The sequence below is a fragment of the Nostoc sp. MG11 genome, assembly GCF_014904695.1.
GTDB lineage: Bacteria > Cyanobacteriota > Cyanobacteriia > Cyanobacteriales > Nostocaceae > Komarekiella.
In genome coordinates, this window is the sequence record NZ_JACXXN010000050.1 from 1 (window position 1) to 14,771 (window position 14,771).

General features: G+C 44.5%; 2 protein-coding genes (1 of these 2 running past the window's edge). Both read right to left on the reverse strand.

Going from position 1 to position 14,771, the window contains the following annotated elements; translation table 11 throughout:
• On the reverse strand, positions 1 to 12,424 hold a 12,424-nt coding region (locus HCR01_RS31900; protein WP_193200007.1), incomplete at its 3' end, for a non-ribosomal peptide synthetase.
• Positions 12,417 to 14,771: the 3' portion of a type I polyketide synthase gene (locus tag HCR01_RS31905; protein ID WP_193200008.1), read on the reverse strand. Its footprint extends 2,268 nt past the window's final position; 2,355 of the gene's 4,623 nt are visible here — the last part of the coding sequence; its start codon lies off the right edge, out of view — the gene reads right to left on this strand; the stop codon is at positions 12,417 to 12,419. The genes HCR01_RS31905 and HCR01_RS31900, both read right to left, overlap by 8 nt.

A 14,771-nucleotide genomic window follows, 5' to 3' on the forward strand; every position in this document is an offset into this window, starting at 1 on the left:
TGTGGGGATATTCTCTTTGAGTTTGATTCCACTCTACCAGTAATTTTTGGTGTTCCCAGGGTGGGAGTAATGGTAATTCCGCAATTCGCTGTTCAGGATTAGCAACAATTCCCTCTAGCAAGGTCTGGAAATGTCCCGCCATTCTGGCAATTGCAGCATCATCAAATAAGTCTGTGTTGTATTCCCAACTGCCAACTAAACCCGTTTCGGTTTCCGTGACGTTGAGAATAAGATCGAAATTCACGGTGGAAATATCCACTGTCACCGGGCTAAGAGTTAACTCTGGTAATTCAATATCGGTTACTGGTGTATTTTGCAGTACAAACATCACCTGAAATAGCGTTGTGTGGCTCAGGCTGCGTTGTGGCTGGATTGCTTCTACCAGCAGTTCAAAAGGCAAATCCTGATGGGCGTAGGCTCCTAGCGCCACCTCTCGGACTCTGTTTAATAGTTGCGTAAAATTTGGTTGCCCACTCAAGTCGGTACGCAAAACCAGGGTATTGACAAAGAAACCAATTAATCCTTCAATTTCTGTCCGATTTCGGTTAGCGATGGGTGTTCCCACAAGAATATCGGTCTGACCACTGTAGCGGTAGAGCAGAATATCAAATGCCGCTAGCAAGGTCATAAATAACGTCACCCCTGCCTGCTGACTCAATTGAGTTAAACTTTGGCTCAAGTCTAGTGACAAACTAAAGTCATAACTAGCACCGTTGGTAGTTTGAATTGCTGGACGGGGGCGAGTTGTCGGTAATTCCAGTAATGCTGGTGCGGCTGCTAGCTGTTGTCGCCAGTAATCTAGTTGTTTTTCTAAGACTTCCCCTTGTAACCATTGTCTCTGCCAGCAGGCGAAGTCTACATATTGCAGTGGGAGTTCTGGTAGGGGGTTGGGCTGTCCACCGCAGTAGGCAGGATAGAGGGTTGCTAATTCTTGGGTAAAGATGCCCATAGACCAGCCGTCAGAAACAATATGGTGCATTGTTAATAGCAATATATGCTCAGTATCTGATAGCACCAATACACTAGCTCGTAACAACAAGTCTGTTTCTAAAGCAAAAGGTTTTTGTGCTTCTGCTGTTGCTAATCGTTGAATTTCAATTTCTTGCTCAGTCAGGGGCAAATGTTGCAAATCTATCATTGCCATTTGCCAAGAATCAGCAGGATGAATAATTTGCACTGGTTGCCCGTTTTCGGTTATAAAGTTAGTGCGTAAAGCTTCATGGCGACGAATGATTTCACTCAAGCTTTGTTCTAAAATATTCAATTTACACTGACCTTGGAGCTTCACAGCTAGAGGCATATTGTAGGCGATATCATCTGGCTGCAATTGATTGAGGAACCACAATCTTTGCTGGGCAAATGACAGAGGTAGTTGTCTATTTCTAGGGAACGCTTCTAGTTTGGGTACATTTGATAAAGGTACATCTTGCAGCCACTGTTGAATACACTGGGCTAACTCAGCCACAGTCGCAGCTTCAAATAAACTCCGCAAGGGTAATTCTACTTTGAAGGTAGTCCGCACCCGTGATATCAATTGGGTTGCAAGTAAGGAGTGTCCACCTAATTCAAAGAAATTATCATAAATACCTACTTGCTCAACTCCTAAAACATCTATCCAGATTTTCGCCAGTATTTCCTCTACAGGATTACGCGGTGTAACAAAAATGTCTTGTAAGTGTCGATGAAATTCTGGTGTCGGTAAATTTTTCTTGTCAACTTTGCCATTAGGAGTTAAAGGTAGAGACTCCAAATATACAAAAGCTGAAGGTATCATGTAATCAGGCAATTTCTGCCCTAAAAACTGTCGCCATTCATTGATAGTTGGTTCTACTTGCTGATTTATCACTAAGTAAGCAACTAAACGCTGATCTCCAGAAACATCTTCTCTAGCAATAACAGCTACTGTTTGGACAATAGGGTGTTGACTAATTGTTGCTTCAATCTCACCTAGTTCAATGCGGAAGCCACGAATTTTTACTTGGTTGTCAATTCGTCCAAGAAACTCTATGCTGCCGTTACTTTGGAACCTTACTAAATCTCCAGTTTTGTAAAGACGTGCCTGATATTCATTGCTAAAAGGGTGAGGAATGAATTTTTCTTGGGTTAATTCTGGACGATTAAGATAACCTTTTGCTAAACCGGCACCACCAATGTGCAATTCACCAGGAATACCAATAGGTAGAGGCTGGAGATTTTGATCAAGTATGTAGACATGAACATTATCAATTGGGCGACCAATTGATACTTCTAGCTCATATTCTGTTGAGGCTAAACTTGATAAATTACATAGTGTTGCTTCTATGGTTGTTTCCGTGGGGCCATAGGCGTTGATTAATTGAGGACGTTCATTTACATATTGTTGCCACAATTTTAATTGTGTTGGTAGCGCCGATTCTCCGCCAATAATTACTAAGCGCAAGGAATTTGGTAGTTGCCAAATCTCTTGGGCTAATTCCAAAGTTATCTGATGCCAGTAGACTGTTGGCAAATCTAACACTGTCAATTCCCAATCTCGGCATTTTTGCACAAATGTGGTAATTGAACTCAACATTTCTTCGTTGCGAAGTATGAGTGTTGCACCACAACTGAGACCAGGATAAATTTCTTCTGCTGCGACATCAAAACTAATTGATGCAAATTGTAAGATGCGATCGCTACTTTTTAGTCCATATTTAATTATGGCTGTTTGTGTAAAATTCACTAAAGATTGATGTTGAATCATTACACCTTTTGGTTGACCTGTCGAACCAGAGGTGTAAATTATGTATGCCAGATTTGTTGGTGAAACTTCACTGATATAATTCTCTTGTTCCAACTGAGAAATTATCTGCCAGCCGGTATCTAAACAAACTACCTGCGCTTCATATTGTGGTAACTTTTCTAACAGTCGCTGTTGGGTCAGCAACACAGTTACTTGTGAATCTGATAACATGAAACTCAATCGCTCTTGAGGATAATCTGGGTCAAGGGGCAGATATGCTCCACCTGCTTTTAATATCCCCAATAGTCCCACGATCATTTCTAAAGAACGTTCTACACATAACCCAACTAAGACATCTGGTTTTACTCCTAAATCTCTCAAGTGATGAGCTAGTTGATTGGCTCGGCTATTTAATTCTTGGTAGGTGAGTTGTTGATTTTCAAATACTATTGCTACTTGATCTGGGGTTAGTTCTGCTTGCAGTTCAAATAACTCATGAATACACTGTTCATGAGAATAATCTCTTTGAGTCTGATTCCACTCAACAAGCAATTGCTGTTGCTCAGTTGCTGTCAGTAGCGGTAATTGCGAAATACACTGCTCTGGATTGGCAACAATTCCCTCTAGCAAGGTCTGGAAATGTCCCGCCATTCTGGCAATTGCAGCATCATCAAATAAGTCTGTGTTGTATTCCCAACTGCCAACTAAACCCGTTTCGGTTTCCGTGACGTTGAGAATAAGATCGAAATTCACGGTGGAAATATCCACTGTCACCGGGCTAAGAGTTAACTCTGGTAATTCAATATCGGTTACTGGTGTATTTTGCAGTACAAACATCACCTGAAATAGCGTTGTGTGGCTCAGGCTGCGTTGTGGCTGGATTGCTTCTACCAGCAGTTCAAAAGGCAAATCCTGATGAGCGTAGGCTCCTAGCGCCACCTCTCGGACTCTGTTTAATAGTTGCGTAAAATTTGGTTGCCCACTCAAGTCGGTACGCAAAACCAGGGTATTGACAAAGAAACCAATTAATCCTTCAATTTCTGTCCGATTTCGGTTAGCGATGGGTGTTCCCACAAGAATATCGGTCTGACCACTGTAGCGGTAGAGCAGAATATCAAATGCCGCTAGCAAGGTCATAAATAACGTCACCCCTGCCTGCTGACTCAATTGAGTTAAACTTTGGCTCAGGTCTGGTGACAAACTAAAGTCATAACTAGCACCGTTGGTAGTTTGAATTGCTGGACGGGGGCGAGTTGTCGGTAATTCCAGTAATGCTGGTGCGGCTGCTAGCTGTTGTCGCCAGTAATCTAGTTGTTTTTCTAAGACTTCCCCTTGTAACCATTGTCTCTGCCAGCAGGCGAAGTCTACATATTGCAGTGGGAGTTCTGGTAGCGGGTTGGGCTGTCCACCGCAGTAGGCGGGATAGAGGGTTGCTAATTCTTGGGTAAAGATGCCCATAGACCAACCATCGGTGATCATATGGTGCATACATACTAGCAAGAGAAAATCGCTGTCACTCAGTTGGATTAGCTGGCAACGCATCAGAGGATTTTGGCCAAGATCAAAGGGTTGTTGAGCTGCGGTAATCATCAACTGCTCAATAGCTGGGGCAGTTTCGCCACGAAGATCGACTAGAGAAAATTGCCAGTTATCATCTGAACGGATGATTTGGTGGGGTTGATCGTTAATTGAGACAAAATTGGTACGCAGTGCGGTATGGCGCTGGTAAATTGTCTGAAGACTATGCTCCAGAGCCGAAATTTGTAAATTACCAGTTAAGCGAACAGCCGTAGATAAGTTGGCAGCAATGTTCCCTGGTTGTAGTTGTGCTAAGAACCAAAGCCGTTGCTGGGCAAAGGAGAGGGGCAAAGGCTGATCGATAGAGACAGGAACAATCGGTGGTACGGGTTCAGTAGTGGCAATTTGAGCGATCGCCACTGCTAATTCAGCAATAGTCGGGGATGTAAAGACTGCCCGCAGCGATAAATCTACCTGACAAACAGTGCGGATACGAGAAATCAGCCTAGTGGCAAGGAGGGAATGACCACCGAGTTGAAAGAAATGATCGTGGCGCCCAATTTGCGGTACGCCAAGTACCTCTGACCAAATTTGTGCAAGTTGATATTCTAACTGGCTATGGGGTGCAATGTACGCTGTATGGCGATAGCGCTGATATGTAGGTACGGGCAGACTCCGGCGATCGATTTTACCACTGGGGGTCAGGGGAAGTTGGGTTAAACAGACGCAAGCAACGGGCAACATATATTCTGGTAGTCGTTTCCCCAGATAACTATGCAGGTCATCGATGGTCAAGGTTTGCTGGGATTGGGTGACGAGGTAGGCAACTAAACGCCGATCTCCTGGTACATCATTTCTGGCTAACACAGCCACCTGTTGAATCTGGGGATGGTGACTGAGGTGATTTTCAATTTCGCCCACCTCAATCCGGTAGCCGCGAATCTTCACTTGGTCATCAATACGCCCTAAATACTCAATGTTGCCATCGGGCAGATAGCGGGCGAGGTCGCCGGATTGGTACAGTCTGGCATCGGGGCTGCTATCAAAGGGATGGGGGATAAACTTGGTAGCAGTTAAATCTGTGCGATGGAGATAGCCGTGTGCTAGGCAATTACCACCAATATATAGTTCACCAGGAACCCCGAGCGCTACTGGTTGGCGATGTTGATCAAGAATGTATAATTGGGTATTGGTGATCGCTCGACCGATTGGTGGTAAAACTGGCCAGTTCTCCACTGCACCAGTTAATGTAAAAGCGCTGACGACATGGCTTTCCGATGGCCCATATTGGTTGTGCAGTACACAATCTGGTAATTTGGTAAAGAAATTACTAATAGCTGAAGTAATTTGTAACTGTTCGCCAGCAGTGATAATTTCCCGCAGACTGCTAGGTATTACGCCTCTACTAGTAGCAGTTTCGGCGATTTGTTGGAGGGCGACAAAGGGAAGAAATAGCCGTTCTACCTGCTGAGTCTGAATTAACTCTAACAGTGCGGCAGGATCACGGCGATCGCTCTCACTAATCAACACCAACTTGCCACCACCGCACCAAGTTGCAAACAGTTCTTGGAAAGAAACATCAAAACTAATGGGTGCAAATTGGAGAGTGCAACCAGCAGGTACACAACTATGAGTCAACTGCCATTGGATTAAATTGGTCAATGCACCTTGAGGCATAGCTACTCCCTTAGGTAGCCCAGTGGAACCAGAGGTATAAATTACATAGCCTAGATGCTCTGGCTGCACAACCGTCACTACTGATGTTGTAGTATAATCTGCGACTAATGACCAATCAGTATCGAGACAGATGCTGTGGGCTGTGTGTTCAGGAAGACTAGCAGCTAATCCTTGGCTGGTGAGTAAAACGGGTATTTGGGTATCGGTTAACATAAAACCGAGGCGATCACTAGGATAGCTAGGATCTAGAGGCACGTAAGCCCCACCCGCTTTTAAAATCGCTAAAATTGCGATCGCTAGTTCTAAGGAACGATTTAAGCAGACTCCCACCAAAACATCGGCATCAATTCCCAGTGATCGCAAATAATGGGCAAGTTGATTGGCTTTAGCATCCAGTGCTTGATAAGTCAGTTGGCGATCGCCACAAACTACAGCGACAGCTTGGGGGGTAAGGCTTACTTGCTGGCTAAAGCGCTCTTGTAGCCCCATTGTCACCGGGGTAACTGGGGATTGCCAGTCTAGTAATTGGCTTCGTTCAGCCGCAGTGAGCATAGGTAGTTTGGTAATCTGGCGATCGGGTTGTGCCGCCATATTGGTCAGCAGCATCTGTAAATGACCCAACCACCGTTCGATCATCTCTGGGGTAAAGCGACTGGCATCGTAGATAATCTTAAGTGTCAGTTCCGTTCCAGCACCAGCAATTAGGGTAATTGGATAGTTGGTTTGTTCGCTACTAGTAACGGCGACAATCTCCACACCACCTTCACTAGAAACAGTTGCAGTGCTGACGGGATAATTTTCAAATACGACAATGCTCTCAAACAGTGGTAAATCTTGCGGTATCTGGCTCTGGGCTTGAATCTCCACCAAAGGACTGTAGACATACTGCTCACAGGCTACTTGCTGGGCTTGTAGCGTTTGTAGCCACGGCAATAAGCGGTACTGGTCCGTTACAGATACCCGCAACGGTAGAGTATTAATAAATAATCCCACCATCGACTCCAGCCCTGCTAGTAGCGGTGGTCTTCCAGCCATCGTCACACCAAAGACCACCTCACTTTCCCCACTGTAGCGGGCAAGGGTCAAAGCATAAGCCCCTTGGACAAGATTACTGAGAGTGAGCTGATGCTGGCGGGCAAAAGCTTGGAGGTTGGCAGTCGGGGCAATTCCTAGTTGGATCTGCACCGTCTGGTAGCCTGTAGTCAACTCTGCTGTTGATGCAGTAATTAGGGGAGTGGGGGCAATAATGCCTTGTAACTGCTCTTGCCAAAAGGTTTTCGCAGCAACTAAATCCTGTGCTTGCAACCAAGCGATATATGTCTGGTAGGGTGTGGTCGGTGCTAATTGGATGGGTTGGCTGTGTTGGTATACATGATAACAAGTAAATACTTCTTGCAACACCAGGGACAATGACCAGCCATCTAACAGCAAATGGTGATGACTCCAGATAAATTCGTAGATATCTGGGGCTAACTGCACAAGATGTAAGCGAATTAAAGGAGGCTTAGCGAGGTCAAATCCTCGTCGTTCGCTGATTACTAAAGCTGCTAATTGTTGCTGTTGACTTTGGGTATCCTGACTTTGCCAATCGTGCAGAGTTAGGGGCAAAGAAACTTGTTGCCGGACACATTGTAAAGGTTCTACCAGATTTTCCCAGAAAAACCCAGTGCGGAAAATCTCATGACGAGCAAAAACTTGTTCCCATGCTTGCCGAAATGCTTGGGTATCTAATTGACCCCGCAGGGTACATTGTAACTGTTCTACATAAACATCAGCATCAGGAGTATAAAGGCTGTGGAAAAGCATCCCCCGCTGCATTGGCGAAAGCGGGTAGAGATCGGTCACTTGTTGCCAATCATCACCAAGCAAGTCATCGAGTTCGATTTGCGACAAATTGACCAAGGGGAAATCAGTAGGGGTATAGCCACCTGCTGTTGGCTCTAGACAATGGTCAATTAGGGCTTGTAAATTGGTAATAAAGTTCTGGGCAAGCTGTTCAATGGTCTGACGATGATGGAGATGACTGCTATAACTCCATTCCATTTGCAACTGACCGCCAGCAATCAGTCCATTCACTTCCAGAATATGACTACGTTGCCCGTCTAGGCTCTGGGTTGACCCTGCCGACTCACTAGCAACTTGAAAATAGCTCTGAGAGTCAAAGGCTTGGTCGAATTGACCGAGGTAGTTAAAGCTGATGGGTGCAGGGGGTTGGGCGGTGAGTGTTGGTTCCTGTAGGCAATAGCGCAAGAGTCCATAACTAATTCCTTTTTGGGGAATTGAGCGCAGTTGTTCTTTCACTGTCTTCAGCAAGGAACCGGGATGGCTAGTGGTGGGCAGGGTGAGACTTACCGGGAACAGGGTAGTAAACCAGCCAATGGTGCGAGAGATATCTACGTCTGGGAATAAATCTTCTCGCCCATGACCTTCTAATTCACAATAAGTTGTGGCATCTCCTGTCCAAGCTGTCATGGTTTGGGCTAGTGCAGTCAGGAGTAAATCATTAATTTGAGTTTGGTAGGCAGTGGGTACCCGATGTAATAAGTCTTGGGTAGCTGTGGCAGAGAGGGAAACAGAAATCGTCTCTAAGGAAGCTACGGTATTGTCACCAAGTTGATCGAGGGGTATGGGTGTGACTGAATGACTGATTTGCTCTTGCCAGTAGGGAAGTTCGGCAGTCAGGTTGGTAGCGTAGGCGGTTAATTGCTCTGCCCAATATTGCCATGCTGTAGTTTTAGCAAAGAAAGCGATCGCTTGTCCTTGACTAAGTTGTTTGTAAGCCTTTTGGATGTCATCTAGCAAAATCCGCCATGATATGCCATCAACTACGAGGTGATGTACTACTAGTAGTAGGCGTTGCGGGGAATCTGCACCCATTTGAAACAAGGTGGCCTTTAACAAACAACCAGCAGTTAAATCTAGACTGGCTTGATGTTGACTACATATCTGCGTTAAAATCGCTCCTTGGCTTTCTGGATGCACATCAGCTAAATTGACTACCTGGAGTTGAGGTAGCAACCCTAAAGTGGCATTGCTTTGCTGCCAGCCTTTTTCGGTCAGTTGAAATTGCAGTCGCAGTGCATCATGATGACTGACAATCTCGGTTAAGACCTGTTGTAGTCGAGAAGTAACTAAGTCTGCTGGTACGTTCAGCAGAATTGTTTGGTTAAAATGATGTGGATTTGGTAGATTTTGAGCAAAGAACCATTGCTGAATCGGGGTGAGGGGAACTTCCCCGGTAATTATTCCTTGCTCTGCTTGGATCGGCTGTGCTGTCCTGGCTACGTTGGCTAACTGAGCAATGGATTGATGGGCAAAAATTTGTTTCGGAGTTAGTTGTATTCCCACCTGATGAGCGCGGGCAATGATTTGCAAACTCATAATTGAGTCGCCGCCGATGGCAAAGAAGTTGTCGTGGATACCAACCTGGGGTACTCCAATTACCTCTGTCCAAATCTGCGCTAGGGCAATTTCTGTTGGTGTACTGGGAAGTACTAAATCTAAGTGTGGTTCTATATTTGGTAAAGGATTTGGCAGGGCGCGGCGATCTATTTTGCCATTGGGGGCGAGGGGTAATTGCTCCAACCTGACATAAGCCGCAGGGAGCATATAATCTGGCAGGGTAGCAGCTAAAAATTGTCGCAGTTCTTCTGTAGTTAGCGATCGCTCTTGGTCTGTCACATAGTAAGCAACTAGCCGTGGTGAACCAGATACCTGGGTATAGAGATTCACAATCGCAGACTGGATGTCTTGATGCTGACACAAAGTAACTGCAATTTCCTCTAATTCAATACGGAAGCCGCGAATCTTCACTTGCTGGTCAAGTCTTCCCAAATAAGCGATCGCGCCATCTGGTAGATAGCAGGCTAAATCCCCTGTACGATACATCCGAGCTTTGACATCGGGACTGAAGTAATCGGGAATAAATTTTTCGGCTGTCAGTTCGGGCTGTTGGTAATAACCTCTGGCTAGACTTGCACCACCCAAATGTAGTTCGCCAGGAATACCAATTGGGCAGAGTTTACCTATGCTGTCTATAATGTAGGCACAGCGATTCGTTAGGGGACGACCGATAGGTAGGCGATCGCCATGAAAATCTCTAGGGACTGCAAAGGTAAGAGCCGTAATTGTCGCTTCTGTTGGGCCATAAGCATTCAACAGTTTCACCGACTCTGTATTGAGTGATTGCCAAGGCTGAATATCTGTTGGCAACATGGCTTCTCCACCAACAATCATTAATCGCAACTTTGCCGACAATGACATCCCCTGACTGTGCAATATGAGGACTACTTGTCGCCAGTAGGCGGTGGGCAGATTAGCGACTGTGATTCCAGTATTTTGGATTTGTGTTAGCAGTTCCTCTGGAGACCAAACGTTTGTGCCACGCAGTACTACAGAACAACCTGTAATCAGGGCTGGTAGCAGTTGCTCTAATGCCGGATCGAAATTCAAAGAGGCAAATTGCAAGATGCGATCACTCGGCTGGAGTTGATAATGGTCACAGATACCCAGACAATGAGCTACTAAGGCTTGATGCTCGACTAATACACCTTTCGGTCGTCCGGTGGAGCCAGAAGTGTAGAGTAGATAAGCCGGATCGCTAGGCTTGATTGGGGGTAAGGTCAGGGGATTGCTGAGTACAGTAACAGATTCGTTGAGATCCAAACACGGAACATCCGGCAAATTACTTGGTAGACAATGGCGGTAAGCCACTAGCGCCCCTACCCCGGCATCAGTCATCATCAAGTTTAGCCGCTCTATGGGATATTCTGGGTCGAGAGGGAGATATATTGCCCCCACTTTCAAAATTGCCAATATCCCGACTACCATATCGAGCGATCGCTGGACACATAAACCCACGACAGTTTGGAGTTTTATACCCAAATTGCTTAGTTGCTGGGCAAGATTGTTGACTTGGTGGTCTAATTGCTCGTATGTTAACTGCTCATCGTCACAAATCAAAGCGATCGCTTGGGGAGTTTGGGCGCACTGAATGGCGAATAGTTCAGGAATAGAGCGATCGAGAGAATAGTCAAAGGTTGAACCTACGGCTTGGGCTAACAGTTGCTCCTCGTCGGTGGCTGTCATTAAAGGTAATTCCTCGATTACCTGTTCCGGATTGGACACAATGCCGTTTAGCAGATTTTGAAAGTGGTGATTGAGTCTGGCGATCATTTCTTGGTCAAATAAATCGGTGTTGTAGAGCCAATTGCCGACTAAACCCGTTTCGGTTTCCGTGACGTTGAGGGTAAGGTCGAAATTCACAGTGGGATTATCCACCGCCATTGGGCTAAGGGTTAACTCTGGCAGTTCGATATCCGTTGCTGGAGCATTTTGGAGGATAAACATCACCTGAAATAGCGTTGTGTGGCTCAGGCTGCGTTGTGGCTGGATTGCTTCTACCAGCAGTTCAAAAGGCAAATCCTGATGGGCGTAGGCTCCTAGCGCCACCTCTCGGACTCTGTTTAATAGTTGCGTAAAATTTGGTTGCCCACTCAAGTCGGTACGCAAAACCAGGGTATTGACAAAGAAACCAATTAATCCTTCAATTTCTGTCCGATTTCGGTTAGCGATGGGTGTTCCCACAAGAATATCGGTCTGACCACTGTAGCGGTAGAGCAGAATATCAAATGCCGCTAGCAAGGTCATAAATAACGTCACCCCTGCCTGTTGACTTAACTGGGCTAATTTTTGGCTCAAGTCTAGTGACAAACTAAATTCATAACTAGCACCGTTGGTGGTTTGGATTGCTGGACGGGGGCGAGTTGTCGGTAATTCCAGTAATGCTGGTGCTGCTGCTAACTGTTGTCGCCAGTAATCTAGTTGTTTTTCTAAGACTTCCCCTTGTAACCATTGTCTCTGCCAGCAGGCGAAGTCTACATATTGCAGTGGGAGTTCTGGTAGCGGGTTGGGCTGTCCACCGCAGTAGGCAGGATAGAGGGTTGCTAATTCTTGGGTAAAGATTCCTATAGACCAACCATCGGTGATGATGTGGTGCATACATACCAGCAGAATATGGACAGTGGGAGCCAACACTACCAGGGTAGTTCGCACTAATGGTTCATGTTCTAAATCAAAGGCATCCTGGGCTATTTGCTGGGCAAATCTTTTAGTCTCCGCTTGCTGGTCTGTGTCGGTCAGTGTTTGCAAATCAACTATTTTTAACTGCCAATCTCCATCAGCTTGGATTACTTGAAAAGGTTGTCCCATATCACTGCGGAAATTGGTACGCAATGACCAGTGACGAAACATGATTTCTCGCAGACTTGCTGTTAAGGCTGGAATCTGCAATTTACCAGTCACCTTCACCGCCAACGGAATCACATAGTTAGCAATGTCAGAATCTAGTTGATGTAGGAACCACAAACGCTGTTGAGCAAAGGAAAGGGGAAAACTATTAAGTTCTCTATTTTGTTGAGGAATGATTTGTTGGTTTACAGTTTTTTCTCTTTGTTGTTTTAGCCGTAGAAGCAGAAATTGTTGCTTCTCTTGAGAAAGATCCGCAAAATTTTTTAATAAGTCACTCATTTGAATTTTTTCCTATATTAATATTATGTGTAGATAATTCCATAGAAAGTATTTGTTGCACATCTTCTTCAGAAAGTTGAGCTAGTTCAGCTAATGTCTGAGCTAGGATTTCACTATCCATATCCGAAATTTGTGCTTGGAGAATTATCTGGGCTGAATTGAGAATTGTAGATGTCTCAAAAAAATTAGCTATGGATAAATCTACCAAGTAGATATCTCGTAATCTAGAAATAATTTGGATAGCCATGAGAGAGTTTCCCCCCAACTCAAAGAAGTCATCAGTGATGCCGATAGGTTTTATCCCCAGAATATCTTGCCATAAGTTAGTAATTGTCTGTTCAATTTCGTTAGTAGGAGCAATATAAGCATTTCGTAAGTTTGGTCTGGTATGGTGAGTAAATGAAGCTGTGGATTTTAAACTCTTTTGATCGCCTAGAGATTTGAGTTTAATCCATTGATCAATTCTCGCTTGCAAGTCACCAGTAGAAACGACCCATTGATTGACATCAGAGCGAGATAAAATTCGTTGCCAGACTTTGATACCTTCGGCTGGAGTCAGCGCCAATTCAGTTACTTTTAGTTCTGAGTCAAATTGCCAGCCATCCCAGTTAATGCTCATCCAGGGTGTAGAGTTGTTTGGATGATATTTCTGCACAAAAGCATCTAAAAAGATATTGGCAGATGAATAGGCAACAAAACCCAATCCTCCTAAAACTGAAGATAAAGAAGACAGCAAAATACAAAAGTCTATTTCTTTGTTTTGTAATATTTTCTCTAATATGAAAAGTCCGTGGATTTTTGGTTGAAATTGCTGCAAACATTCATCAGGAGAAATTTGTTCGATCACAAAAAATGAATCAACGATCGCAGCTGCATGAATCACTCCATTAATAGCACCAAAAGTTTCCTCAACCAATGTGATCGCTTGCTCCATTTGCTGCTGATCACTCACATCGGCGTTAATGATTAAAACTTTAGCACCCAGAGATTCAATCTCTAAGAGTTTTTGAATTTTTTGACTGGTGCGATCACTATTTTCATGAGTTGCTAGCCATTGTTCCCAACTGTCTCGCACCGGAAATGCAGAACGCCCAATTAAAACTAAATTGCTCTGTACGGTCTTAGCTAAATTTTCTGCTAATAAAAGTCCAATTTTCCCCAAACCACCTGTAATTAAATAAACTCCTTCTTCCCTTAATTTTGGTGTTTCTGGCTCAGATTCATCCCATTTAACTAACTCAAAGGTTTGCACCAAACGATGAGCGCCACGGTAAGCGATCGCTTTATCTAAGGTATCATTAGTCAATTCTGCGACAATTTTCTCTACAATTTTATGCCCAGAAAAATAAGGGGTAATAATATCAATACTGCGGCAAGTGATATTGGGATATTCTTGAGGAATTACTTTTACAGGGCCAAGTATGGTTGCTTTCTCTGGACAGACCATATCAACGCCTGTAACTTGCTGCATATAATTGGATACAACAGTAATTGACAATTTGTTGCTAAAATGGCTTTTTGCTAGTGCTTGAGCCAAAAATAGCAAACTGTAAAATCCTGTTTCTTGGGCTTTCTCAAATTCTGTAAGTTCTAATTCTGGTTGATAGTTTTCTGTGACACTCCAGAGATGGACAATTTTTTGGGGCTTTAATTCCTGTGCATCAAGTTCTTGCAGCAAGGTATCATAATCTTGACGATTTCCTGGTTTGATGGAGTAAATGTGATCGCTAATCTTATGGAATCCTGAACCGACCTTGACAGTAATGACTATTTGTGATTCAAATTCTAATTGTTTGACAATACCCAAACCCAAGCCGCACTCATCACTAAATACCACTGTGCAACCAGGTAAACTAGGACGGCGTGTTAGGGGGATGGTGCGTTTCCAAGAGGGAATGTATAACCATTTAGCAATATCTTGTTTTTTGCTAGGTAGAAATTGGCTGAAACTAGCAAGTTCTGCTGAATTGGGAGCATCAATCCAATAACGCTGACGTTCAAAAGGATAGGTTGGTAAAGCTAAACGCTGGCGACGTTCATCAACATACAAACTAGACCAATCTATTTGCACACCTGCTAACCATAACTGTCCCAAGGTATTTTGTAAAAATGTCACATCAGAATTTTGATCTCGTGGATGGCGTAGGGAAGGTATGGCTGTGATTCCAGTATTGTTATCACTGTGTTGCTGGATAAAAGTACTTAATGTCCGACCAGGCCCCACTTCCAAGAAAACCCGTCCACTCTGTTGCAATAATTCTGCCACACCCTGAGCAAATAACACTGTTTGCCGCAAATGTTTTGCCCAATAGCTTGGGTCTGTTGCTTCGGTGGGAGTAATCCAAGT